22 protein-coding genes are annotated in these 25,309 nt (G+C 68.6%); 8 read left to right on the top strand and 14 right to left on the bottom strand.

The genetic code is table 11. The features are described 5' to 3' along the window. Positions 1 to 21: 21 nt before the first annotated feature. The 4 genes from IBX22_RS22510 to IBX22_RS22495 all read right to left on the bottom strand — a co-directional run bounded on the left by IBX22_RS22510 (position 22) and on the right by IBX22_RS22495 (position 5,718). Positions 22 to 588, bottom strand: a complete 567-nt coding sequence (locus IBX22_RS22510) for a TIGR03086 family metal-binding protein (RefSeq protein WP_194817470.1) — start codon at positions 586 to 588, stop codon at positions 22 to 24. 90 nt (positions 589 to 678) lie between these two features. Then, positions 679 to 1,752 (bottom strand): M48 family metalloprotease, encoded by a 1,074-nt coding sequence (locus IBX22_RS22505; RefSeq protein ID WP_194817469.1) that lies wholly within the window; start codon positions 1,750 to 1,752, stop codon positions 679 to 681. 77 nt (positions 1,753 to 1,829) lie between these two features. Then, positions 1,830 to 5,198: an error-prone DNA polymerase gene (locus tag IBX22_RS22500; RefSeq protein ID WP_194817866.1), complete on the bottom strand. Its 3,369-nt coding sequence runs from the start codon at positions 5,196 to 5,198 to the stop codon at positions 1,830 to 1,832. Positions 5,199 to 5,250: 52 nt separating this feature from the next. Beyond that, positions 5,251 to 5,718, bottom strand: a complete 468-nt coding sequence (locus IBX22_RS22495; RefSeq protein ID WP_194817468.1) for a hypothetical protein — start codon at positions 5,716 to 5,718, stop codon at positions 5,251 to 5,253. Positions 5,719 to 5,874: 156 nt separating this feature from the next. Here IBX22_RS22495 and IBX22_RS22490 point away from each other — a divergent pair, with 156 nt between their 5' ends. Further along, the gene (locus tag IBX22_RS22490) at positions 5,875 to 6,846 is read left to right on the top strand and encodes an SDR family NAD(P)-dependent oxidoreductase (protein WP_194817467.1); all 972 of its coding nucleotides are present in this window, start codon (positions 5,875 to 5,877) and stop codon (positions 6,844 to 6,846) included. A gap of 45 nt (positions 6,847 to 6,891) precedes the next feature. Here the strand turns inward: IBX22_RS22490 and IBX22_RS22485 are convergent, their stop codons facing one another. Both IBX22_RS22485 and IBX22_RS22480 read right to left on the bottom strand, forming a co-directional pair. Then, positions 6,892 to 7,392: a hypothetical protein gene (locus IBX22_RS22485; protein ID WP_194817466.1), complete on the bottom strand. Its 501-nt coding sequence runs from the start codon at positions 7,390 to 7,392 to the stop codon at positions 6,892 to 6,894. A 26-nt stretch (positions 7,393 to 7,418) separates the two neighbouring features. Then, on the bottom strand, positions 7,419 to 8,291 hold the full coding sequence (locus IBX22_RS22480) for a VOC family protein (protein ID WP_309234729.1): 873 nt from the start codon (positions 8,289 to 8,291) through the stop codon (positions 7,419 to 7,421). An 86-nt stretch (positions 8,292 to 8,377) separates the two neighbouring features. On the opposite strand from IBX22_RS22480, the gene IBX22_RS22475 reads away from it, so the two are divergent. Beyond that, a complete protein-coding gene (locus IBX22_RS22475) occupies positions 8,378 to 9,322 on the top strand; it encodes an Lrp/AsnC family transcriptional regulator (RefSeq protein ID WP_194817464.1) in 945 nt (314 codons plus the stop codon). On the opposite strand, the gene IBX22_RS22470 is transcribed toward IBX22_RS22475, so the two are convergent. The 3 genes from IBX22_RS22470 to IBX22_RS22460 form a co-directional block, all read right to left on the bottom strand. Further along, a complete protein-coding gene (locus IBX22_RS22470; protein ID WP_194817463.1) occupies positions 9,319 to 9,474 on the bottom strand; it encodes a hypothetical protein in 156 nt (51 codons plus the stop codon). The genes IBX22_RS22475 and IBX22_RS22470 overlap by 4 nt on opposite strands. Positions 9,475 to 9,594: 120 nt before the next feature. After that, positions 9,595 to 10,503, bottom strand: a complete 909-nt coding sequence (locus IBX22_RS22465) for a sucrase ferredoxin (RefSeq protein WP_194817462.1) — start codon at positions 10,501 to 10,503, stop codon at positions 9,595 to 9,597. Between the two features lie 26 nt (positions 10,504 to 10,529). After that, entirely contained in the window at positions 10,530 to 11,324 is a 795-nt protein-coding gene (locus IBX22_RS22460; RefSeq protein WP_309234728.1) for an alpha/beta hydrolase, read from the bottom strand. A 904-nt stretch (positions 11,325 to 12,228) separates the two neighbouring features. Here IBX22_RS22460 and IBX22_RS22455 point away from each other — a divergent pair. Continuing rightward, complete coding sequence (locus tag IBX22_RS22455; protein ID WP_194817460.1) at positions 12,229 to 12,927, top strand: class I SAM-dependent methyltransferase; 699 nt, start codon at positions 12,229 to 12,231, stop codon at positions 12,925 to 12,927. Between the two features lie 403 nt (positions 12,928 to 13,330). On the opposite strand, the gene IBX22_RS22450 is transcribed toward IBX22_RS22455, so the two are convergent. Both IBX22_RS22450 and IBX22_RS22445 read right to left on the bottom strand, forming a co-directional pair. After that, a complete protein-coding gene (locus IBX22_RS22450) occupies positions 13,331 to 14,944 on the bottom strand; it encodes a DNA polymerase Y family protein (RefSeq protein ID WP_194817459.1) in 1,614 nt (537 codons plus the stop codon). Positions 14,945 to 15,389: 445 nt separating this feature from the next. Next, entirely contained in the window at positions 15,390 to 16,139 is a 750-nt protein-coding gene (locus IBX22_RS22445; protein ID WP_194817458.1) for a hypothetical protein, read from the bottom strand. A gap of 376 nt (positions 16,140 to 16,515) precedes the next feature. Between IBX22_RS22445 and IBX22_RS22440 the strand changes: the two genes are divergently transcribed. Then, positions 16,516 to 17,664 carry a serine/threonine-protein kinase gene (locus tag IBX22_RS22440; RefSeq protein ID WP_194817457.1) on the top strand — a complete coding sequence of 383 codons (1,149 nt, stop codon included), beginning with the start codon at positions 16,516 to 16,518 and terminating at the stop codon, positions 17,662 to 17,664. 10 nt (positions 17,665 to 17,674) lie between these two features. Here the strand turns inward: IBX22_RS22440 and IBX22_RS22435 are convergent, their stop codons facing one another. Both IBX22_RS22435 and IBX22_RS22430 read right to left on the bottom strand, forming a co-directional pair. Then, positions 17,675 to 18,310 (bottom strand): response regulator transcription factor, encoded by a 636-nt coding sequence (locus IBX22_RS22435; RefSeq protein ID WP_194817865.1) that lies wholly within the window; start codon positions 18,308 to 18,310, stop codon positions 17,675 to 17,677. 93 nt (positions 18,311 to 18,403) lie between these two features. Beyond that, on the bottom strand, positions 18,404 to 19,789 hold the full coding sequence (locus IBX22_RS22430; protein ID WP_194817864.1) for an ATP-binding protein: 1,386 nt from the start codon (positions 19,787 to 19,789) through the stop codon (positions 18,404 to 18,406). 333 nt (positions 19,790 to 20,122) lie between these two features. Between IBX22_RS22430 and IBX22_RS22425 the strand changes: the two genes are divergently transcribed. The 4 genes from IBX22_RS22425 to IBX22_RS22410 all read left to right on the top strand — a co-directional run bounded on the left by IBX22_RS22425 (position 20,123) and on the right by IBX22_RS22410 (position 23,569). Next, a complete protein-coding gene (locus IBX22_RS22425) occupies positions 20,123 to 20,779 on the top strand; it encodes an MspA family porin (RefSeq protein WP_194817456.1) in 657 nt (218 codons plus the stop codon). A gap of 325 nt (positions 20,780 to 21,104) precedes the next feature. Then, on the top strand, positions 21,105 to 21,782 hold the full coding sequence (locus tag IBX22_RS22420; RefSeq protein ID WP_194817455.1) for an MspA family porin: 678 nt from the start codon (positions 21,105 to 21,107) through the stop codon (positions 21,780 to 21,782). A gap of 64 nt (positions 21,783 to 21,846) precedes the next feature. Continuing rightward, entirely contained in the window at positions 21,847 to 23,373 is a 1,527-nt protein-coding gene (locus IBX22_RS22415) for a PspC domain-containing protein (RefSeq protein ID WP_194817454.1), read from the top strand. Beyond that, entirely contained in the window at positions 23,366 to 23,569 is a 204-nt protein-coding gene (locus IBX22_RS22410; RefSeq protein WP_194817453.1) for a hypothetical protein, read from the top strand. The genes IBX22_RS22415 and IBX22_RS22410 overlap by 8 nt, the downstream gene beginning before the upstream one ends. A gap of 61 nt (positions 23,570 to 23,630) precedes the next feature. Here IBX22_RS22410 and guaA read toward each other — a convergent pair whose 3' ends face one another. Beyond that, a complete protein-coding gene (gene guaA, locus IBX22_RS22405; RefSeq protein WP_194817452.1) occupies positions 23,631 to 25,211 on the bottom strand; it encodes a glutamine-hydrolyzing GMP synthase in 1,581 nt (526 codons plus the stop codon). Between the last annotated feature and the right edge of the window lie 98 nt (positions 25,212 to 25,309).

The following is a 25,309-nucleotide window of genomic DNA, read 5'->3' as shown; positions in this document are numbered from 1 at the left end:
TAGCCGCTGTGGTGGCGCAGGTCACTCGACATTCTCTGGGGACTCGGCGGTCCAGCGCGGATTCCGGCCCGTGATGGCCACGATGCGGTCGATGAGGGGCGCGTCGCCGGGAGTCGGGACGGCAGGGCTCCACAATTCGGGGACGGGACTGTTCGGGATGAACTCGGCGACATGGTCGAGGCAAGCGCGCAAGGTGTGGTCGGGCAAGATGAAGGGCCGGTCGAGCGCACGCGCCAGATCCCAGCCGTGCACCACGATTTCGGTGAACGCGATGCGGGCCCAGAGTTCGTTGGCGAGTTCGAGGCTCCCGGCCGGTGTCGCGCCCTGCCACGCCGCCGGGTCGTCCCAGGCCACGCCGAGCAGCTGCACACGCTCGGCGAGCACGGCGGGACCCGGCACCGCGGCGGAGGCGACCGGCTCCTGCTCCTTACGGGCGAGGGCGGCGGATCCTCGCACTACCTCGTCCAGGTGCACGAGGAGGTCCTCGACGCGATACTTGCTGCACGGTGTCGGCAGTGTCAGCTGGGCGTCGGTGATCTCGGTCAGCAGTTCGATCATGGCCGCACAGGCCGGCTTCAGGTCGATCATTCACGCACTCCTCGATGACGGCACGGGTCGGGCACGCCCCGCTCCCGTCAATACCGACTCTCCGGCGCGCCGAAAGTCATCGGCCGCCGGTCACTTGCCGAAGTGCCGGTGTTCGTGGATGCGGGCTTCGACAGCCTCGATGCGGGTATCGGACAACGGGTGGGTGCTGAACCAGCGGAGATAGACCGCCAGCGACGAGTCGTCGTGTTCGCCCAGCCATTCGTCGTGGACCTCGCGGCATTCGCGACCGTATCCGAGGTCGACGGCGACGCGGTCGGCGCGAAGTTCCTCGCGTTGCGAAAGCTGGGCCTGGCCAAGGGGTTCCACTACGACGAGCAGGCCGAGCAGTGCGAATGCGGCGAGCGGGCCGATCAGCAGGATCAGCGCCGCGACCAAGGGCAGCAGGAGCAGAACGGAGGTGCCCAGGCCACCGATCAGCAGGATCGCCGAGGCCATCCCCGGCGCGTCCTCGGCCACAGACTCCGCGAGGGCCAGCACCCTGGCCAGGCCGAAGTGCAGCACCCGGCCGAGCAGCTTGACCGGCAGCGAGTACCAGCGGGCCAGGGTCGCGGTGCGCTTCTTGCCCTCGAGGTGGTGGCCGAGTTCGTGGGCGAGCACGCCTTCGAGCTGGCGGCTGTCCAATGCGTCCAGAGCCCAGGTGGTGACGCCGACGATGCCGCCGGGGGCCGCGAAGGCGTTCAGTTCATCGGAGTCCTGCACCCACAGGGAATAGGCCGCGCCCTCGACTCCCGCTGTGCGCGTGACGTTTTCCCACGCCTTCGCGAGGATCGCCTGCTCCCGCGGCTGCGGGCGGCGGAAACCGTAGGCCACCCTCGCGAGCACCGCGTCGTCGTCGGGCAGGAACGCGAGCGCGCCCGAGGCCAGCCACAAGACACCGGCCGTCAGTGCACCCCACACCCCGAAAACGGCGAACGGCACGCACACCAGCACCGTGCTCAGCACGATCGAGGGCAGCGAAACGAGTAGTACCGCAGCCGATTCCACCCGCCGCCGCCAGGTTTCCACCGGCCACAGCAACGGGTTGGGCGTGTATTCGAGGAACTCGTAGATCGGTTCCGGGCGTTGCGATCTCGGCTCCGGCCGGAGCACGGCGACGATCCGGTCCCAGAGCGTGGACCCGAAGCTCTTTCCCCCGTGTGACATAGCGCCGCACTCCCCCAAGTAGCAGGTGCAATTGTTTGCCAGGGTACCCACGGAAAATCGCTGGGGAACCTGGTTTTTCAGCGGAAGTCGCGAGACTTGGCCTCGATGCGGAGGTTCAATTGCTGGAGGTGTTCGGCGACCACGCTGACCGCGCCCTCGGCGTTCTGCACCCGGCCGCGGATGAGCAGAGCGGGCGCCGATTGGGCGAGGCGGCGGTAGCGGGTCCACAGGCCGACCGAGCAGACGATATTGATCATGCCGGTCTCGTCTTCGAGGTTGATGAAGGTGACGCCCGCCGCGGTGGCGGGGCGCTGCCGATGGGTGACGGCGCCGCCGACCAGGACGCGGGAACCGTCGGGGACCGACAGCAACTGGTCGGCCGGGATGACGCCGAGCGCGTCGAGTCGCGAGCGCAGGAACTCCGTCGGGTAGCTGTCCGGCGAGACGCCGGTGGCCCACACGTCGGCGGCGGCGAGTTCGAGGTCACTCATGCCGGGCAGCACGGGGGCCGTGGTAGCCGCGCCGGTGCCGGGCAGTCGATCCGGGCGTTCGCCCGCGGCGGCCCCGGCGGACCAGAGCGCCTCGCGGCGGGTGACGCCGAGGCTGCCGAGCGCACCGGCGGTGGCGAGGGATTCCGCTTGCGGGACAGTGAGTTCCACCCGGCCGGTCAGGTCGAGAAAGGACGTGTACCGCCCGTGCGCGCGGGCCGCGACGATCTTCTCGGCGAGCTCGGCGCCGATGTGGCGGACCGCCGCCAGCCCGAGGCGCACCTCTTTGCCCTCGTTCTCCAGATCGGGTTCGGCACGGCTGGCGTTGATGTCGGGGCCGTGCACCAGCACCCCGTGCCGGCGGGCGTCGGCGACCAGCGACTGCGGGGAGTAGAAACCCATCGGCTGCGCACGCAGCAGACCGGCGCAGAACGCTGCCGGATGGTGCAGCTTGAACCAGGACGAATAGAACACGATCGAGGCGAAACTCTGCGAATGACTTTCCGGGAAGCCGAAATTCGCGAAAGCGTAGAGCTTCTCGTAGATGCGGTCGGCGACCGCGCCGATAATGCCGTGCTGGTCGCGCATGCCCTGGTAGAAGCGATCCTTGAGGCGCTCCATGCGCTCCGGTGAACGCTTGGAGCCCATCGCCCGGCGCAGCTGATCGGCTTCGGCGGCGGAGAATCCGGCCACGTCGACGGCCATCTGCATGAGCTGTTCCTGGAACAGCGGCACGCCGAGGGTGCGCTTCAGCGAATTCTTCAGGGCGTCATGGTCATAGGTGACTTCTTCGCGCTCGTTGCGGCGGCGGATGTAGGGGTGCACCGAGCCGCCCTGAATCGGTCCAGGACGGATCAGCGCGACCTCCACCACCAGGTCGTAGAAGTTGCGGGGCTTCAATCGGGGCAGGGTCGCCATCTGGGCGCGGGACTCCACCTGGAAGACGCCGATCGAGTCGGCGCGGCACAGCATGTCGTAGACGCCTTTTTCGGTCAGGTCGAGCTGGTGCAGTTCGACGGTCTTGCCCTCGTGCTCGCGCACCATGTCGATCATGTAATGCAGCGCCGAGAGCATGCCCAGGCCGAGCAGGTCGAACTTCACCAAACCCGCTGCGGCGCAATCGTCTTTGTCCCACTGCAACACGCTGCGGTTGGCCATGCGCGCCCACTCCACCGGGCAGACATCGGCGATGGGGCGGTCGCAGATCACCATGCCGCCGGAGTGGATACCGAGATGTCTTGGCAGACCCTCGATCTCGCTCGCCAAGTGCAGCACCTCGGTGGGGATGTCGGTCTCGGTTTCGTTCGCGACGCCGGTCCAGCGGCTCACCTGTTTGCTCCACGCGTCCTGCTGGCCCGGCGAAAACCCCAGCGCGCGTGCGGCATCGCGCACCGCGGACTTACCGCGATAGGTGATCACGTTCGCCACCTGGGCGGCGTAGTCGCGCCCGTATTTGGCGTAGACGTGCTGGATCGCCTCCTCGCGGCGATCGGATTCGATGTCGATATCGATATCGGGCGGGCCGTCGCGTTCCGGGGACAGGAAGCGTTCGAACAGCAGCTCGTTGGCGACCGGGTCGACATTGGTGATGCCGATGGCGTAGCAGACCGCGGAGTTGGCGGCCGAGCCGCGGCCCTGGCAGAGGATGTCATGGTCCTTGCAGAAGGTGACGATGTCGTGCACCACCAGGAAGTAGCCCGGGAAACCGAGTTCGGTGATGATCGCGAGCTCGTGCTCGAGCTGCTGGTAGGCCTTCGGGTTTCGCTCCCGCGGGCCGTAGCGCTCGCCCGCGCCGCGCAGGGTGAGCGCGCGCAGCCAGGAGTTCTCGTCGTGGTCCGGCGGTACCTCGAACGGAGGCAGTTTCGGCGCGATCAACCGCAGATCGAAGGCGCATTCCCGGGCCAGCGCAACGGCATTGGACACCGCCTGCGGGCAGGCCGCGAACAGCTGCGCCATCTCCGCGCCGGAGCGCAGGTGCGCGCCGCCGGTGGGCGCGAGCCAGCCGGCGATGTCGTCCAGGCTGGAGCGGGCCCGGATCGCGGCCAGCGCCATGGCGCGGCGGCGCTGCGGCGGTGCGGCGAAATGCGCTCCGGTGGTGGCCAATACGGGCAGGCCGCAGCGGTCGGCGAGGGCGATCAGATAGGCGTTGCGTTCGTCGTCGGTGGGAATACCGTGGTGGGTCAGTTCCACGCTCACCCGGTCGTCGCCGAAGCGTTCCATCAACTCGCGCAGCGCCGCCTCGGCCTGTGGTAGCCGAGTGTTTCCCACCTGAAGGTCTTGCTCCAGCGCTTGGCGCACATGGCCTTTCCGGCAGCCGGTCAGGATGTGCCAGTGCCCGCCCGCGGCAGCGGTGAGGGTGTCGAGGTCGTAGCGGAGGATGCCCTTCTCCCCTGCCGCGAGGTGCGCGGCGGCGATCTCCCGGGAGAGTCTGCGGTAGCCCTCCTGACCACGCGCGAGCACCAGCAGGTGCGGACCGGCGGGGTCCGGCGCTCCGGTTCGCGGCGCGGAATCCGGCGCGTCGGCATGTCCGCCTTCGGTTTTCGCCGACCGCTGCTGCGCCGCCATCCCCTTGCGACGCAGCACGGCCGACGTGGGGTCCGAGCCCGGCAACCCGGTCCCCAGCGACAGCTCCGACCCGAACACGGTCGGCATATTCCATTCCTTGGCCGCCTCGAAGAAGCGGACCGTCCCGTAGAACCCGTCATGGTCGGTGAGCGCGATCGCCTCCAGCCCGAGCCGCACCGCCTCCTCGACCAGTTCCTCCGGCTGACTCGCGCCGTCCAGGAAGCTGTACGCCGAATGCGCGTGCAACTCGGCGTAGGGCACCGTCGGACCGTCGGGCCGCGCAATCGGCTCGGCCTGATATTCGCCGCGCTTGCGCGACCAGGCCGGGCTGTCGCCGCCGTCCCCGGAAGGCATTGCCTCCGGTTTGGGCCGGCCGGACAGCACCCGCTCCATCTCCGCCCAGGTCGGCGGCCCGTCTCCCCAGCTGCTCACCTCCTCGACCTGCTCATTGCGGCACAGTCCCGCTCGGCAGACGCGCCGTGGAACCGGCGTCGAGGGCGGCCTCCACCCGGTCCAGGCCGGAGCGGATCATCGTGCCGTAGGCGTCGTAGACCAGGACCGCGAGATGGCCGCGCGCGATCGTCAGCTGCATGCGGGCGGTTTCGAAATCCCCGCAGCGGCGGTGGCTGTCGGCCAGGTTGAGATACAGCGAGGGCAGGAAGCAGCGCAGACCCTCGTCCAACGGGATGCCCGGACCGAACACCGAGGCCAGGGCGCGCTGATCCCAGATCAGCGCGGCCGGGTCGTCGTCTTGCAGGACAGCCAGATGATGCGCGATCACGCAGCGCTGCAACGGATCTCCGGCTATGCCGAGCTCGTCCCACAACTGTTCGAGCGCGTGCCGCGCCGCCTTCCGGTTGTCGCTGCCGAGCCGCACCGCGGCAAAGATGTCCGCCATCCGATCGTCCGCCATGCGCAGAAGTATCGCACATATGTTCGAGGGTTTCGAGGGTGATTCGAACGGGGTTGCGAACATTTTGCGACCCACCCGAAATGTGGGCCGCCTCACTTGGCGGGTAAACTTACTTCGGAGTAAGTTCGTGCCAATTCGATCTGCAAAGGAGCAGCGATGACACACGCTGACCAAGCCGACGGGAAACGGCGCAACCGCCGTGACCTGACCGGCAGGCACGTCCTGATCACCGGCGCGTCCTCCGGCATCGGCCGCGCCGCCGCCCTGGCCGTCGCCGCCAAGGGCGCCACCGTCTTCCTGCTCGCGCGCCGCGGCGACGAGCTCGCCGGCGTCGTCGAGGAGATCCGCGCCGCGGGCGGCAAGGCCTATGGATACCAGTGCGATGTCACCGAGACCGATTCCGTCGACCAGGCCGTCAAGACCATTCTGGACGAGCACGGCCACGTCGACATGCTGGTGAACAACGCGGGCCGCTCCATCCGCCGCGCCATCCACCGCTCCACCGACCGGATGCACGACTTCGAGCGCACCATGGCGGTCAACTACTTCGGCGCGCTGCGCATGACCCTGGCGCTGCTGCCCCAGATGCGCGAGCGCAAGTTCGGCCACATCGTGCAGATCAGCAGTGCCGGAGTGCAAGTCGCGACCCCGCGGTTTTCCGCCTATCTCGCGAGCAAGGCCGCACTGGATAAGTTCACCGAGGTGGCCGCGGTCGAAACCATGGCCGACGGAGTCACTTTCACCACCATCCACATGCCGCTGGTGCGCACCCCGATGATCACACCCAGTGGAACGCAGGGGCCTTCGGAATCCCCCGAGTGGGCCGCCGCCACCATCGTGCGCGCGCTCACCGAGCGCCCCAAGCGCATCGACGTGCCGCTGGGCACCCTCGCCGAATACGGCGCGCTGGTCACCCCGAAGATCCGGGACCGCATCCTGCACCGGTACTACCGCGCGCTTCCGGACTCCCCCGCCGCCAAGGGCGAACACCTCGAGCCCAGTAACGAGGACACCGAAGGCGAAGCGCCGCAACCGGAATCGACGCCGCGCCCGCAGTCCGCGGCCCGCAAGGCAACCGGCACCGCGTTACGCCGCGCCGCGCGCTGGGTACCCGGCACACACTGGTGAAACCTCCGGGGCCCGTCCCGCAGGGGGCGACGGGCCCCGGACCCGTTATGCCACTTGCGCTCTGACGCGAGCCCGTGCGGACACCGCGCCGGAGCCCCACAGCGCGACCGCGATGTATCCGATCTGTTCGGGAATCCGGAACCACAGCGGCGTCGCGGGGTCGCCGTTCAGTGGGATGTCGTTCAGCGCCACATGCACATTGGCGGGCAGCATCAGCACCAACAGCAGCGCGAGGCCCAGCCCGGCGAACGGCCGGGTCGCGGGTATCAAAAGCCCTATCGCTCCGGCTAATTCGAGGACCCCGGTGGCGTAGACGGTGAAGTCGGCGAAGGGCACCAACGCGGGCACCATTGCCACCAGGTCGGCATGGCTCGGCATCACCGTCACGCTGTCGGGGACGAAATGTGCGCTGCCGGTCATCAGCAGCAGGACCGCCAGGCCGTGGATGGCGCTGGAACGCCATGTGCTGAAACGGCTTACGCCGAACGCGCCGAGGGCGCGGAACAGCAGGGCGGGGACTACGAGTAAAAGCAGAGTGTCGAACATGAACCGTCTCCTGGGAAATGTATGGACTAGCCGGTGAAGAACAACCCGGCGCCGCCGGCGTCCCGGGCCGAGACGAAGAACCCGTCGGCCGTGGGATGCGTGGCCGTACCGCCGTTTTCGACGATCGCTCGCGCTCGCGCGGGATCCTCGACGCGGATCGTCATCGCGGCCAGATACGACGCCGCGGGCGCGGGCTCACCGGGCAGCACCTGCTCGGCCTCGGTGGCGTCGACGAATTCGAGCCGGGCGGAACCGATTTCGAGTACGGTGCGCGGGCCCTCTCGATCGGGGCGACGACCTGCGAGCTGCGCGTACCTATCGACGATCGCCGCGAAGTCCGCGGTCGCCGCGACGATCAGCACCGCGCCGATGCCGCGGGCACCGTTCTTGTGGTCGAGATAGCGCGGCTGGTGCACGTATTCACGGGTGAGGTGCTGTGCGAGACCAAGGTACGACTCTGGTGTCGAACGCGGGTCGACATGCACGGCGCGCGCCCGCATGGTGCGCGCGCCGTTCTCGGTGTCGACCTCGCGTTCCAGGTCGAGCACGCCGGAAGTCTGTAAACCCGCGGTCCGCAACAACTCGTCCGCGGCGTCGGCGTCGGTGGTGTCGAGGTTGAGCAGGCGGAAGCCCTGGTATTCCGCGGCTATCGCCCGGGTGCGCCAGGGGTCAGGTGCGGTGTCATCGACTATGCCGAGCAGTTCGATATAGGAATCCCCGAACAACGCACAGTGATTCGCGGTACAGCCCGGCACCGGCGGCTCGCCGGGTCCCGCGCTCAGCAGGTGCCGGGAGCGCGGGCTCAGTGTGAAACCGAACGACGCGTAGCGGCGCTCGAGATCGTCGAGATCGCGGGTGAGGATGCCGGTGTGGTGAAAGCCGTTGATGCCGTTGGTCACGGCACCGATCCTCGAGGCGCGCGCACCACGTTGTCCACGACAAACGGTGGCTACGCCGGTATCCGACACTGTCGTAGCCTGTGCTGGTGGATTCGGTCAGGCTGGACACCGTCGACCTGGCGTTGCTACACGCGCTGCAGATCGACGGGCGCGCGCCGTTCAGCCGGATCGCCGAGGTACTCGACGTCTCCGACCGCACCATCGCGCGGCGATTCGCCCGGCTGCGCGCGCAGAGTCTGGCGCGGGTCTGCGGGGTGCCCGACAGTTCCCGCATCGGCCAGTCGGAATGGTTGGTGCGCTTGCGCGTCCGGGCCGGCGGTGCGGACATCGTGGCCCGGGACCTGGCGCGCCGGCCGGACACCGCGTGGGTGACCGTGCTGGCGGGCGGCGCGGAAGTGATGGCCACCCTGCGGGTCGACGGTGAGCGGCCACTGCCCGCGCTGTCCGTGCATTCGCAGGTGCTGGCGGTCGACACACAGCGGCTGCTGCGGCACCTCACCGAGCTGCGCTGGCGAGGGCGCACCAGCGCGCTGTCCGCTGAACAGGCGGCCGCACTCGGTGCACCGGAACCCGATGCCGCCGAAACGATCACGCTGACCGACCTGGACCGGCGGCTCCTGCCCGCGCTGGCCCGGGACGGCCGCGCCGACTATCCGAGCCTGGCGCAGGCGGCCGGCTGGTCCGAATCCGCGGTCCGGCGCCGCCTGGATGAACTGCGCCGGCAGCGCGTCGTGCGGTTCGACGTGGAAATCGATGCCGCCACACTCGGATTCCCGGTGCATGCGCTGCTCTGGCTGAACGTCGCCCCCGCCCGTCTGGCCGGTGTCGCCCAGACGCTGGCCGGACACTCCGAAGTCGCCTTCGCCGGTGCGACCACCGGTGCGCACAATCTCCTCGCCATCGTGGTCTGCCGGGACGCCGCCGCCCTGTTCGACTATCTGACGGTCCGGATCGGCGCGATCGAGGGCATCGAGCACATGGAATCCGCGCCCATCACCGCCATCACCAAACGGGCCGCGCCGACCGCCTAACCGGGAAGCTGGCGGGGTTCCGGGAGGAAGTCGCGCGCCTTCGAACGGACGCTGCCCCAGATCGCCATTCCGATGAACGGCGTATTGGCGGCGACGTGCAGTTGGCGTTGCCCGAGGTCCACCACCGCGTGCGCGCCGCCCTTCATGACCATCGCGCTCTGGCGGCGCAGCGGCTGAGCGAATTGGTCTGTCTGACGGGCGAAGCGCCCTGTCTGTGCCGCGAACCAGCCGGCGATGTCCGGGGGTAGGAGAGATCCGACTACGTCGGACCCTCAGGCGAGGCGGCGGACCGAGTCTGCGATGAGGGCGGTGGCGGGTTTGGGGGCGGCGCCGCAGCTGGCTTGGCGGGGAGCGAAAGCCACGGTGCGTGCGGTGACGTGCCAGCGGCGGCCGTCGCGGTGGGTGACCACCGCCGCGCCCGCGACGGCAGGATCGGTTGTGGTGAAGTCGGTTTCGAGGCGCACGGTGAGATCGTCGAGGGCAGCCGGAACCTGTTCGCGGACGGCTATTTCCGCGACCTGCTCGATCGGCTTGTGGCCGCTGCGGCCGCGGAAACCGGTCAGTGTGAACCCGCCGCGGCGGAGGGCTTCGACTGCCGCCGTGGCGGATTCGGTATCGACGCGGCCATAGGTGAGGCCGGAGGGCAGCAGCACCATCGCGGGGGCGAAGCGATGACCACCGGTGTGCGAGCATTCCCACACCTGGTCGGGGTAGTCGGCGGCCAGGTTCGCGGCGATCGGGCGGCCGAGCAGTGCGCAGCACTGGTCGCGTTTGCCGTGCGCGCACACCAGGATCACCGGATCATCCACGCGCGCACCGATTCCCGGCGGCGGGCCATTCAATAGATGCAGGTCGACGTCGAGGAGTTGCTTCAAGTCGGTGATCTCGAAGCGTTCGCACCAGAAGCCCTCGGGGCGGGAGTTGGCGATCAGAACCGTTCGGGTGCCGGTGAATTCGTTGCGGCCGGGACGGCGGATCAGAGTCGGGCGGACGTGCGCGGCGGCGGTGCGGGCCGCCAGCTCGGGGGTGATCTCCGGGCCGAGGACTTCGTCACCGATCACATCGCGGCCCCAGGCGCCCGGCTGTTCCACGCACAGCCATGCACCGACCTTGGTCGCGCTGCCCGGCAACGGCACGTCGATCGCGGCAGCCGCGGAGCAGGTCAGACCCTCGAAGTTCACCGTTTCACTGTAGGACCCGGGCGCGCTCACGCCGGCAGGTCGGCCCGGCCGTCCAGCGCCGGCCGGCTCAGGAACGGCAGCACCGTGTGCTCGAACTCCCGGTACCGGTCGCGGTGGATGCTGTGACCGCAGGTGAAGTCGGCGACCGTGCAGTCCTGGATGGCCTCGCGCATGATGGCCAGCTTCACCGGGTCCACCATCCCGCCCGGACCGCCGCGCAGGACCAGGGTGGGCGCGGTGATGTCGGCCAGCCGGTCCCACCACTCTGGATTCGGCTTACGGAACTGTTCCAGCGCGGTGCGCGTCATCGTGCGGTCGAAGGCCAGCACCGCCCGCGGATGCCGGACCACGCTGCTGGTGGCATGCCACAGCTCCGGCACCGACGGAAACCGGCGGGTCAGCGTCTGCTGCTCGGCACCCGACCGCAGCGGCAACGGACACTCCTCCATGACCAGCCGCCGCACCAGCTCAGGCCGCTCCTGCGCGACGCACGACACCGCGTAACCACCCAGCGAATGCCCCACCAGGTCCACCGAGGTCACCCCCAAATGGTCGACCAGTCGCAAGACATCCGCCCCGAACTCCCCGAACAAATAAGAATCAGTGTGCGCACTGCGCCCATGCCCCCGCAGATCCGGAACGATCACCCGCCGCCCAGCCCGCAGCAACTTCCTTACGAACCGATCCCAGGTATATCCGTCCCCACCCATCCCGTGCACCAGCACCACCGGCACATCGCTGCCCTCCAGCGAGCAGGACGCGCCCGAATCGCGATAAGCGATCCGCACGCCCCCCAACACCACATCCCGAGTCAGCTCCACGATGTCCGAGGATACTGACAGTCCCCCACCCTTCACCGAGGATTTGTCGGGCATCACAGGCATCTACACCCCGAACCCGCCGTCATCGCACCCGACCAATCAAGATCATCAGGCACTGGCAGCGGGACTTCTCGCACAACGCCACCATGAGCGCCTGATGACCTTGAAAACACCCCGAAACCCACACGATCCGACAGCACCCCACAGACCCACCAAGATCACCAGGCCCTGGTGGCGGGTCCTCTAGCACGACGCCGCCACGAGCGCCTGATGACCTTGAAGACGCCCCGAAACTCACGCGACCTCCCAGACTCACCAAGATCACCAGGCCCTGGCGGTGGAGTTTCTCGCACGATGCCGCCATGAGCGCCTGATGACCTTGAAGTCACCCCGAAACTCACGTGAACCGAAGCCCACGGGCTCACCGAGATCACCAGGCCCTGGTGGCGGGTCCTCTCGCACAACGCCACCATGAGCGCCTGATGACCTTGAAAACACCCCGAAACCCACACGATCCGACAGCACCCCACAGACTCACCAAGATCACCAGGCCCTGGTGGTGGGTCCTCTCGCACGACGCCGCCACGAGCGCCTGATGATCTTGAAGTCACCCCCGAAACTCACGTGAACCGAAGCCCGCGGGCTCACCAAGATCATCGGACACTGGTGGCGGAGGCTCTCGCACGACGCCGCCATGAGCGCCTGGTGACCATGGAGACGCCCCAAACTCGCGTGATCCGAGAGCACCCCGCGCACTGGCCAAGATCATCAGGCACTGGTGGTTGATGGTCTCGGCCGATGCCGCCAATAGTGCCTGGTGATCTTGAAATCCACCCGCGTGGATTCCGTTGGGGGTGGCGTAAATCCTTGGCGGTGGCTGGGGATTCGGGAAATACTGCCGGGCATGCCGACTTTCGCGGATTTCGATCGACGCAACTATCCGACCGTGGACGTGGCCACCGGGTATGACGGGTGGGCGCCGACCTATGAGCGGACGGTCTTGGACTCGATGGATCTGGCGTTGCTCGAGCGGTTGCGGCGGCCGCGGTGGGCGGAGGTGCGGCGGGCTGCGGATCTCGGGTGCGGGACCGGGCGGACCGGGAATTGGCTGCGGCAGCAAGGGGTCTCGCATATCGACGGGGTGGATGTGAGTGCCGGGATGTTGGAGCGGGCGCGCGAGCGTGGCGTGCACACTTCACTCACACAGGCGGATGTGCGGGAAACCGGCCTCGCGAGCGGGGCTTACGACTTGGTGATCGCGTCCCTGATCGATGAGCACCTGCCCGATCTCGGGCCGTTCTACGCCGAGGCCTGGCGACTGGCCGCACCCGGCGCCACCTGCGTCATGGTCAGCTACCACCCGCAATTCATCATGGTCACCGGCATGCCCACGCACTACACGCCCGCCTCGGGCGAGCCGGTGGCGATCAGTACCCACCTGCACCTGCTCAGCGAACACATGACGGCAGCCCTGAACGCGGGCTGGGTCCTCACCGAGTTCACCGAGGCCCTGGTCGACGACACCTGGCTCGCCGCCAAACCCAAATGGTCCGAACTGCGCGGCCAGCCCTTCTCCCTCGCCCTCGTCTGGTCGCGCCCCTGAACCAAGATCACCAGGCATTCATGGCAGCATCGCGCGCGAGGCCCCACCACCAGTGATCTTGCAGTAGGTCGATGCACCTGGCGCACAGGCGCGCACCTCCGTGCGGCGCGGATCAAGATCACCAGGCACTGGTGGCGGCGGCCAGTTGCGCGATGCCGCCGCCAATGCCTGATGATCTTGATCAGGGGGACAGGCGAAGCAAGATCACCAGGCTTTCATGGCGGCATTGCGCGCGTGGCCGCACCACCAAGTCCTGATGACCTTGCAGCAAGTCAATGCCCCGATTCGCCTGGCGCGCAGACGCTCACGTGCGGGAGGGTCAAGATCATCAGGCATTGGTGGCGGCATCGGCCGAGTGGCATGCGCCCGCAGTACCTGGTGATCTTGATGGGCTGAGCGGCGGTCAGTCGTAGATGCCTTCGGCGTGCCAGGTTTCGGTGCGGTAGATGAGGAGTAGGACGCGGGTGTCGGAGGGGGCGCCGTCGAGTTGGACTTGGGCGCGGGCGGTGATGGTGGAGTCGGGGGTCCACCAGTGGTCGTCGATGGGCCAGGGGCCGGCCCAGCCGGCGAGGGGCCAGTGGCGGCTGCCCCAGGTGAGGCGGGTGGGGGGTGCGGTGAAGAGGCCGCGGTCGGTGAGGTGCACCGGGGCGCCGTCGGCCGCTTGCAGCAGGACCGCGGGGCGGTTCAGCAAGAGCATGGCGGGGGCGGGTTGTGGAAGGCTGCCGGGCCACGGCTGATCCGGGTCGGCGGCGGGGACGGGTTCGTCGCCGAGCACGACCATGGTGATGCGTTCGGCGGGGCCGCGGCCGCCGCTGAGCACGCCGAAGCGCACCGCCTCGCCGCCGAGCAGGCCCTGCACCCGGACCAAGGCGCGGCGGGCGCGCTCGGTTTCCTCGCCGACGCCGCCCCAGAGGCCGAGCTGGAGAGTGCCGGCCCGCGCGATCTCGACAGGTTCCAGGCGGAGCAGGGTGATGGGGGCGGTCGGGCGGTCGCGGCGGGTCAACCAGCCGTCGAGCTGCCAGCGCACCCGGTCGGCGGTGCCTTCCGGCGTCAGCGGTTCCGCGCAGCGCCAGATCCGTGAGAGTTGCTCGCCCGCTTCGGTTTCGGCGAACACCGACAGCCGCGTGCAGGACACCGACGCGGCCGACAGCACGGCATGCAGCCGGGCGGCGAGCATGCGCCCGGCGAAGGCGGCGGCGTCGACGCGGTCGATCGGCGGATCGCAACGGAGCTCCACGTGCAATTCCGGCGGCGGGCGGCGCGCGGAGGGCGGACGTTCCGGCACGGCGCGGGCACAGCGATGCGCCAGCACCGCGTCATTGCCGAATCGCGAGGCAACCTCGACCGAGGTCAGCGCGGCGAAATCACCGATGCGGCGTAACCCCAAGCGGTGCAACAGATCCACCAGGTCGGCGCGTTCCGGCGCGGCCAGGCTCGGTTCGACGGCGAGTTCGGCGATGGCCAGCGGCGCCAGGAAGGCCGCGCCCTCCCCCGGCGCCACGATCGCACCCCGTTTGGCGGCGAGCACCGCGGTGGACAGCTCGTCGGCGATCCCGATCTGCGCCTCCACTCCGACCGCCGCCACCGCGTCGACGAGCCGCTCGGCCGCCGCCTCCTCGGACCCGAAAAACCTTGCGGCCCCACGCGCCCCGAGCACCAGCAGCCCCGGCCGCAGCACCTCCACCCCGGGCACCGTCTCGTCCACCGCCGCCACCACCGGCTCGAACAATCGTGCGTCCCGATCCGAATCCGCCTGCACCAGAAACAGTTCCGGGCATCGCGCCTGCGCCTCCCGCCGCCGCAACCCGCGCCGCACCCCCTCGGCCCGCGCCACCGCCGAACACGCCACCACCCGATTCCCGTGCAGCACCGCCACCGGCCGCGTCGCCGGCAACTCCGCCATCGCCGCAGCCGCCACCGCGGGCCAATCCAGGCACCACACCGCCACCACCCGCGCGGCACCCGCGTTGCTCACGCCGACGATCGCAGCACCGCAGCACACGAAATGCCCTGCCATACACAGAACTTCCGAGCGAAAGCAACTCCGGCGAGTGGAAGCGACAGTTCATATCGCCCGACTCGCGAGTGTCGCCTCGGCCGAGCCTCTCGGCAGCTCGAGATCAAGGGCACGCACGAATACATCGGCCGCACACGAACCATCCGCACGAAAGCGAGAGCATCGAGCCGAACCCGGTACGACAGCGTGCAGCGCCAAGATCGCGGGAGTCGACTCGGCAGCGCACCTCGGCAACCCGGCCCCTGCTTCTGCGCCGCGTGGTGCGCCAACCTGTCGAAGCCCCCGAGTTGGTTCGACTTCACGACGGTATCCAAGCCGGACAGACCCGCCCGATGATCGATCCGCTGGCACACCGTGATCTTGCTCGGGTAGCAGGCCGACGGCATGCACGAACACGCCTGTGAGGCAACGGCTATGCGGTCGACGATCGGCAAGGTTCCCCACATCATGAGGCGGCGCCCCGGGCGCGGAGTGGGAGCTCGGCGATGGAATCGATGTGCTGCGGGAACCATCGGACGCGGCCGGCGCTCGGGCGCAGGTCGAGGTGACCGTGGTTGGGGGTGCCGGTTTTGCCGCGGACTTCGACTTCCAGGGTCAGGGAGTGCAGGCGGCCGTGGCCGGTGCCGAGGCCGACGTAGCCGGCGATGCGGGCGTCGATGCGCAGGGCGGGGTTGGGCCAAGTTCCGTCGGTGACGACGAGGGTGGCGCCCTTGTTGCGGGCGCGGGCGGCGAGGACGCGGGCGCGGGAGGGCACGACGGAGGCGCCGTCGAGGCCGAGGACGACCAGATCGAGGCCATCCAGCAACACGGAAGCAACCTCGATGGGGTCGGGGCCGGGGTCGGCGACCACGGCGAGGCGTTCCAGATCCGCGCCCATCTCCGCGGCGGCGAGCAGGCCGAATCGGGGGACGCCCACCACCGCGGCGTGACCGCCGCTCTCGGTGACCGCGGCGAGCAAACCGGCGAGCAGCGAGCGGGCGCCCGCGTAGGACACCACCGACCCCTTGACCAAGCCGCCATCCGGCAACAACTCCGCAAGCGCGGCGGGGACAGGCAGGGCTTCGCGGCGCAGTTCGGCGGCGTGCGGCGCCCGTTCGACGGCGGATTCGCCGCGACCGGGTATGGCGGCCATTTTCCTGCGGAGCTCGGCCACCTTCTGTTGTTGTGCCTCCCCCACGCGCGCGTCCGAACCCATCACAACCACCTACTTCCCACGATGGACTGGGCGAAGCGAGCGGACCAGCTAGCACCGATCCAGCTATCGATTCGTATCGAATATACGTTCGATATCTCTCTAGTAGAAACCCACCCCCGGAATCCGTCAAGCGCGCCGCGCGGACGGGGCGTTCAGCGCTGTTGTCCGAGCTCAGGGGCGGCCCACGCGCAGACACGCCAGCGACCGGCGAGCCATCCCCGCGCTCGACCGCCACCAGCATTCCGCCGACGGGACCGCCCCCGTCCTGCGGTGCGCATCACGAGACTGGACGGTTCTGTCCGAAATCACTTGGCACGTTTCGCCTTATCACGGTTCGGCGGGTGCGTAGGTCGGTGCGTCGGATACCCTGCAACCCATGATCGAGCGCCCCCGACCCATCGTCGGCCCGGACTATCTGGTCGCCGGCCGCTACCGCCTGCAATCCAAAGTCGGTGGCGGCGGCATGGGCGCGGTCTGGCTGGCGCACGACCGGCTGCTCGACCGCGACGTCGCCATCAAGCAGGTACTCTCCACGGCCGGGCTGGACGAACGCCAGGCCACCGAGATCCGCAACCAGATCATGCACGAGGGCCGAGTCGCGGCGAAGCTGTCGCACGAGCACGCCATCGCCGTCTACGACGTCGCGCTGGAGGCCGGCGAACCCTGGCTGGTGATGGAGCATCTGCCCTCGCGCAGTGTGGCCAAGGCGATGGCGGTGTTCGACACGCTGCCGGTGATCGAGGTGGCGCAGATGGGCGCGCAGGTCGCCGACGCGCTGGCCGCCGCGCACGCCGTGGGCATCACGCACCGCGACATCAAACCCGGCAATATTCTTGTCGCCGACCGTGGTCCGGGCGTCGGCATGGCCAAGCTCAGCGACTTCGGTATCTCCCGGGGCGCGGGCGACCTGTCCGACGAACCCGACGGCGTCATCACCGGCACCCCCGCCTACCTGCCGCCGGAGGTGGCGCGCGGCGCGCAGCCGACCGAGGCCAGCGATGTGTTCTCCCTCGGCGCGACGCTGTACACCGCGATCGAGGGCCAGCCGCCATTCGGCCTGGACGAGGACGCCAACGTCCTGGTCGAGCGGGCCGCGATGGCGCAGATCATTCCGCCGCAGCGCTGCGGGGTGCTCACCAACGCGCTGCTGCACATGATGGAACCCGCGCCGCAGCGCCGCCCGACCATGGCCGAGGCGCGCGACGAAATCCTCACCGCCGCTTTCGGTCCCGGCACCGGGCCCTACATTCTCGGCGCGCCGGTCCGCACCGAGGACGGAACCATTCCGGCGTGGGCGACCCGCAATTCCGCGGCCGGCACGCGCAGCCCGCACTCAGCGCCGCTGCCGCGCCCGCACCGCCCGCAGCAGACCGGAGCGCAGCAAGCTCCGGCGGGTCAGCGGCCAAGCGGCCAGCGCACCATCGGTCAGCGCCCGCCGCAGGCCAGCAACGCTCCGCTGGCCATCGCGATCGGTCTGCTGATCGGCCTGGTGCTGATCATCGCCATCATCATCGCGCTGATGTGAGCTGCCCGCGCTAGTCGATGCGGCGGCGGTGGGCCCAGCGGGTCAGCGCGTTGCGGTTGGACTGCTGGGTTTTGCGAAGCACGTTGGAGGCGTGGGTTTCCACAGTCTTCACCGAGATGAACAGGTTCTCGGCGATCTCGCGGTAGGTGTAGCCGCGGGCGAGCAGGCGCAGCACCTCGAGTTCGCGGGGTGTCAGCGAATCCAGCTCGGGATCCAGCGGCGGTTCCGGAACCGGGGACTTCCCGGTGAAGGAGTCGAGCACGAAACCTGCCAGCCGCGGGCTGAACACCGCGTCCCCGCCGGCCACCCGGCGCACACCGGCCGCCAGCTCGGAACCCGAGATGGTTTTGGTGACGTAACCGCGGGCGCCGGCGCGGATCACCGCGATCACGTCCTCGGCGGCGTCGGAGACGCTGAGCGCCAAGCACACCGGCCCCTCTTCGATGCCCTGCAGCACCGCTACCCCGCCGCCGTCGGGCATATGCACGTCGAGCAGCACCACATCCGGAGTGGTCACCTTGATACCGGCGATCGCCTCGGCCACCCCACCGGCCTCGCCGACCACTTCCATGTCGACCTCGCGACTCAATTCCGCCCGCACACCCGACCGGAACACGGCGTGATCATCGACGAGAAAAACCCGCACGGTCACCTACTTCTCCTCCATTGCACGTTGAGATCCTGCGCTGCGCAGGATGACGTCAGGCCGTGCGGCGCACCGGGAATCGGTCCGCACTCGCTATTCTCCCAGCACCGGGCGCGCGATGCGGGCGGTCGGGGCGTCGGCGGAGATCGGCGAGAACTCCGGTACGCCTTCGGAGCCCGTCTCGTCGACTTCTTCGGCCACTCCGGAATCGGTGCGCGGCATGATGATTCGCACCTCGGTCCCCCGGCCCAGGTGGGACAGAATCTCTACCTGACCACCCCGCCGCTCGATCCGGCCGCGAATGGATTTCGCCACACCCTGCCGATCCTGCGCCACCGCGTTCACATCGAAACCGGTGCCGCGATCGCGCACGAAAATGCTGACCTGGTGCGGTTCGGCCTCGGCGAACAGGTCGATCTCCGGCACGCCCGCGTGTTTGGCGGCGTTCACCAGCGCTTCCCGGCTCGCACCGAGTAGCGCCGTGAAATGTTCCTTGGGCAGGCCGTTTCCGCTGTCGTCGGTGTCCATCGAGACATCGCCGACGGTCACCGGAGTCACCTTCACGCCGTGCTGGTCCTCGACCTCGCCGGCGATGGTGCGCAGCGCGGCGGCCAGACTCGACTCCGCCGGACCGGCATCCTCGAACAACCATCTCCGCAGTTCGCGTTCCTGGCTGCGGGCCAGCCTGGTCACCTCCTGCGGGTCGGCGGCCTGGCGCTGGATCAGCGCCAGCGTCTGCAGCACCGAGTCGTGCAGATGGGAGGCGATCTCCTCGCGTTCCTCGTTGCGAATACGCGCGGCGCGTTCGGTATTCAGCGCGCGCATCATGCGCAGCCACAGCGGCACTGTCAGCAGACCCGCACCGACCAGCGTCACCGCCACCGCGATCAAGGCCGAGCCGAGCGAGCTCAGGTCGATCCGGGCCAGTATGACCACACCCAGCCCGGCCACGATCATGGTGGCCCCGGCGACGATGCGCGCCCACGTCACCACGGAGGAGCGCGCGGGCAGCCCGAGCAGCGAGCGCGGACCGTCGGTGTCGTACTCGCGCCAGACCAGCGCCGCACCGACGGCGACCACGATGATCGGCACGATCACCTTCGCCGCCACGGTCCCGTTCATCAGCCAGGACACCGCGATCGTCAGCCCGAGCCCGAGCAGCGCCAGCCCGATCGACCGGCGCCGTTCCGTGCTGGACGGCTTCACCTGATCGGAACCACCCGGCGTAAAAATCCACAGCAGCCCATAGGCCACGATGCCCGCCCCCGCCAGCGCGGACAGCAGCACGAACGCCATCCGCACCTTGAACGCGTCGAGCCCGAGGTGATCGGCGATACCGCCCGCCACCCCGCCGACGATCCGCCCGCCCGAACGCCGCTCCAACTTCGGCCGCTCCGCCCCGGCGTGAAAGACCAGCGTCGGCTTCCCGCGTGGATCTCCACTTCGGGCAGCGTCGAACGCGGGCATGGACGGGTACATGCCTTCGATACTGGCACGCGCCACCGACAACCAGCATCAGGAATCACCCTGATCTTCGGGTGGCGTCCGGTCCGGAAATCGGACCGGGCCTGACCTGCACGGCTGAGCATGCTCTCAGGAAGCGGCGCCGGACCGAGCATGAGCTACGGGCGCACAATGGCCGCCAGCCGCCCCTCCGGTCCGGATTACTCGCAAATACCGCCCCTACCTGCGGTTTCGAAACGCCTGCGGTGGCCGGGACGCGGCCCGAACCGGGTCCGGCTCATACGTTTCTTCCGGACCACAAAGCAATCGGCCCCGCTCCACACAGGAGCCACCGCAGGGGAGGCAATCATGTCCATCAAGTCCGCAGCCACCATCGCCGCCACGCTCACCGGGATCACCGTGGCCGCTGCCGCTTTCGGCGCCGCGCCCGCCAACGCGTTCGTCTACGCGGCACATGAGAACAGCTATGCCACACCGACCGGTTTCGGGTTCACCGTCGGCCACACCGATATGGCGGCGCACCCGGTGGCCCCGCAGAACGGCTTGCCGACCACGCGGGAGGTGTTCCTGAACAACACTTCCTACGGCCGCGTCGACAGCCCGGGCACGGGCACGCTGAAGTCCGGCTACCTCGTCAGCTGCATGGTCGGCATCGAGCTCACCTTCGGGGCGCATGCCGGCGCGGGCATCGACGCCGGCGTGACGCTGAGCGTCGGCGGTAGCCCCGACGCGCTGGAGCCGAGCCTGGACGCCGGAATCGGGCCGGAGATCTCGGCCTCGGTGGACCTGGATCTGGAAATCACGCCCGGCGTCATCAAGCGCATCGAGACCGGAACCAAGGAGCTGTCCGGCAACCGGACCGGATATGTGATGAGCCGCGATTTCCACCTGATCGCGGAGGGCTGCGGCGGACCCTTGACCATCCGCCCCTTCACCACGATCGATGTGGAATCCCCCGAGGCCACGACCAACGGCGCGGTCTACGGGGATCCGATCGTCTTCTGATCAGGCGGCGCGGTAGGTCCGGATCACTCCTTGGGGAATCCGATGGAGAACAGCCCCGCGATCGCGATGCAGCTGACGACGGACGAAACGGGGATGATCCACATAGCCATGGATGGAAGACTACAGAGTGTAGTAGGTCACACTACATCTAGTAGCACAAAACGGATGTTCCACGCACCGCCGCGCCCCCTGCACGCCCTGGATGTGAACCCTGATTCCGCGTGAATCATACTGTCGTGCAGGCACTTTCCAAGCTTTTCTTCAGGTTGCTCCAGAAAGCTGTTGAGTGCGAACACTTTCGGCGGAGGCGCCGGGTGCGCTCCGCGTGAGGGACGCGGAGCAGGAATGGGGAGGGAATACCCGTGAGTGGAAATCTGGGCTGAGTGCTGCCGTCATCACGGTCGGCTGCATTCTCGGGTCGGCTGGGCAGGCCGGCGCGGTGCAGTTGGCGCCGCATGAGAAAACCTACGCCGCACCAGGCGGTTTGGAATTCACGGTGGGGCACAGCGACCACGTGGCCAATCCGGTCGGGTCGCTGAACGGGATGCCGACGAATCGGGAGGTGTTCCTCGACAACACCTTCTACGGCAAGGTGTCGACCGGCATCGGGACCTTGAAGGCCGGGTACTACGTGGCCTGCGCGGTGGATATGAAGGTGGACCTCGATATCGGCGCGAGCATCGGTTTCGACGCCGATCTCCAACTGGGCGTCTCCATCACCCCCGAGGAGCTGTTTCCCGGCGCGAACGTCAGCGTCGGACCGTACCTCGACGCCGGGATGGGCATCGACCTGTCACTCACCCCGGGCAAGGTGGTCGACCTGCCGGTCGGGGAACGCGAACTGCTGCCCGGCAGCACCGGATATGTGTTCAGCCGGGACCGTCGCGTCCACGTGGAGAACTGCGCGGGGCCGCTGACCATCCGGGCCTACGCCATCGTCACCGTCGACTCGCCGGAGGTCACCGCGGACGGTGCGGTCTTCGGCGATCCGTTCGTCATGTAATCCCGGAGATCAGGACCGGATTCAGGGTTCACCCCGATGCGCCGAGGCTATGGTCACAGCCACCATGGATGGCATGACGAAATCGAGCTTCGGCGATCAGCTCCGGCAGATGTGGCAGACCCGCCCCGTCCGGCTGCCGCGGCAGGGCCCGGTCGCCGGTGTCGCGGCCGGGTTCGGCCAGCGGTACAACATCGACCCGGTCCTGGTCCGGGTCGCGTTCGTGGTGTCGACGATGTTCGGCGGCGCCGGGATCGTGCTGTACCTGCTGGGCTGGCTGTTGCTGAGCTCGCCGGGCGGTGAATCCTCACGTGCGGAAGGGCTTTTCGGCAAGGGCCAGAGCTCGCAGTCGCACACCAAGACCATCGTGCTGATCGTGGCGCTGTGCATCGCGGTGAGCTCGATGGGCCCGTTCAGCTCGGGCCTGGCCGGGTCCGGAGTGATCAGCTTGGCGCTGATGCTGGCCGGCTGGTGGATGCTGCACATGCGGGTGCCGAATCCGCCGCCCGGCACCAGCGAGCTCGACAGCGACTTCGATTTCGGCACCGGCGGCGGGCTGACCGCGACCGGGTATCCGGGCGCCGCGTTCCCGACCACCGGGAACTACTACGCCGATGTCATGCCGGTGTATTCGCCGTACACCAAGCTGCCGGACGCCTACGTCCCGGACAGGCCGGTCGAAAAGGCTATGCCCGCAACAGATGACGAGCCGACCACGCTGCTCGAGACATCGGCGCCCGCCGAATCCCCAGCACGAGTGGATGTCTCGAAGTCCGATAGCGGATCACCCGCGAACGAATCCGCGGCGGGCACTCCCCCGTCGCTGATCAAGCAGCGGGAAACGAGCGAATCCGATTCCGGCACCGCGCAATTCCTGCCCACCCGGACCGCGAACGCGGAGCACCCGAACGTCTTCGGCGTCACTCCGCCGTCCTGGGATCCGCTCGGTGTCGCACCGCTGGCTTGGGACCTGCCCGATCCCGCCCCGGCTCGTACCGTGGTCGCCCCGCCGCAGAAGCGTCCCCGCTCCCGGCTCACCCCGACGGTGCTCGGCCTGGCCATCCTCGCCGCCGGCGGCGCGGGTGCGGCCGCGGTCTCCGGCGTGGAGTGGATGACACCCGCCCGGATCGCCGCGATCGCGCTGGCCGTGATCGGCGTCGGCCTGGTGATCGGCGCCTTCATGCGCCGCGGCGCGGGTCTGCTGGTGGTAACCGCCCCGCTCGCCGGTTTCGTCCTGCTGGCCTCGATGGTCGGCCCGATCGACTTCAACGAGGCCACCATGGGCGACCACACCTGGACCCCGGCCTCGGTGAGCGACCTGCGGCCCGAGTACGTGTTGTCGATGGGCGCCGGCACCCTGGACCTGCGCTCACTGAACCTGACCGAGAGCCGCACCGTCGACGTCTCCGTGCAGATGGGTGAGGCCAAAGTCCTACTCCCACAAAACATGACCGTCGATACCAAATGCACTGTCAGCATAGGCGAGGTGCTCAGCTGCCCGACGGGCGTCACCGGCCCGAACAACCCGAACGCACCGGTGCTCCACCTGAACGTGGACGTGCGGATGGGCGAAGTGGAGGTGACCCGTGGCTGAGCAACCCGAAACCAAGCGTGGATTCTCCCCGTCGCTGCTGATCGTCGGCCTGCTGGCCCTCGCGGTCAGCGTCTGGGCCCTGATCGGCCCGGCGACGATGCCCCTCAGCGGCGCGATCTCCTTGGGCTGGATCCTCGTGATCACCGCCATCGTGGTCGGCGTGCTGCTGGTGATCTCACCCCGCAAACGCCGCTAGACCACCTGAATAGCGAAAGGCCCGCCCCGGGAGGCGGGCCTTTTCTATGTCTGCGAGAGGATCACTCCCACTCGATGGTGCCCGGCGGCTTGCTGGTCACATCGAGCACCACGCGGTTGACCTCGGCCACCTCGTTGGTGATCCGGGTCGAAATGCGTTCCAGCACTTCGTAAGGCAGCCGAGTCCAGTCGGCGGTCATGGCATCCTCACTGGACACCGGGCGCAGCACGATCGGATGACCGTAGGTGCGGCCGTCGCCCTGGACGCCCACGCTGCGCACATCGGCGAGCAGCACCACCGGGCACTGCCAGATGGACTTGTCGAGTCCGGCGGCGGTGAGTTCCTCGCGCGCGATGGCATCGGCCTGCCGCAGCAGTTCGAGCCGGTCGAAGGTCACCTCGCCGATAATGCGGATGGCCAGGCCCGGACCCGGGAACGGCTGGCGCGCAACAATTTCCTCGGGCAGGCCGAGCTCCCGGCCGACCGCGCGGACCTCGTCCTTGAACAGCAGCCGCAGCGGCTCGACCAGATCGAATTCCAGATCGTCGGGCAGGCCACCGACATTGTGGTGCGACTTGATGTTCGCGGTACCGGCGCCGCCGCCGGATTCCACCACGTCCGGGTAGAGCGTGCCCTGCACCAGGAACTCGACCTTCGGCATGGCCCCGTCCTCGGCGCCGTGCTCGGCGACGACCCCGGCCACCGCCTCCTCGAAGGACCGGATGAACTCCCGGCCGATGATCTTGCGCTTCTCCTCCGGATCGGTGACGCCCTTCAGCTCACCGAGGAACTTCTCGACCGCGTCCACGGTCACGAGCTTCGCGCCGGTGGAGGCGACGAAATCCTGCTGCACCTGCTCGCGCTCCCCGGCCCGCAACAGGCCGTGATCGACGAACACACAGGTCAACCTGTCACCGATGGCGCGCTGCACGAGCGCGGCGGCGACGGCGCTGTCCACACCGCCGGACAGGCCGCAAATGGCGTGGCCGTCACCGATCTGCTCACGCACCTGCGTGACCAGAGCGTCGGCGATATTGGCGGGCGTCCAGGCGGCCTTGATCCCGGCGATCTCGTGCAGGAAGCGGCTGAGCACCTGCTGCCCGTGCGGCGAGTGCAGCACCTCCGGGTGGTACTGCACACCGGCCAGGCGGCGGGCCCGGTCCTCGAACGCGGCGACGGGAGCGCCCGCGCTGGTGCCGGTGACCTCGAACCCGGCCGGCGCCTCGGTGACCGCGTCACCGTGGCTCATCCACACCGGCTGGGTGGCGGGCAGGCCACCGTGCAGCAAACCGCCCTCGACCTTGAAGTCGGTGCGGCCGTACTCGCGGGTGCCGGTGTGCGCGACGGTGCCGCCGAGCGCCTGGGCCATGGCCTGGAAGCCGTAGCAGATGCCGAAAACCGGGACGTCGAGGTCGAACAGCTTGGCGTCCAGCTGCGGCGCGCCGTCGGCGTACACACTGGACGGGCCGCCGGACAAGATCACCGCGAGCGGCTGCTTCTCCGCGATCTCCGACACCGACATGGTGTGCGGGATGACCTCGGAGTAGACGCTCGATTCGCGGACTCGACGAGCGATCAGCTGGGCGTACTGGGCACCGAAGTCGACGACGAGGACCGGTCTCTGGGAATCTGCCACCGCCATAGTCTAGAGCGGCCTGTCAGCGCCGCCGTGCGGGGCAGTCGTCGGGCCCGGCCAGGTGACAGAGCCCACTGATCAACAGGCAGGCTATGCGGGAGCAG

This window comes from Nocardia sp. XZ_19_385 (assembly GCF_015355755.1).
In the GTDB taxonomy this organism is placed as follows: Bacteria; Actinomycetota; Actinomycetes; order Mycobacteriales; family Mycobacteriaceae; genus Nocardia.
Note: the sequence above shows the minus strand (reverse complement) of the source record. Positions and strands in the feature narration are given on the sequence as shown.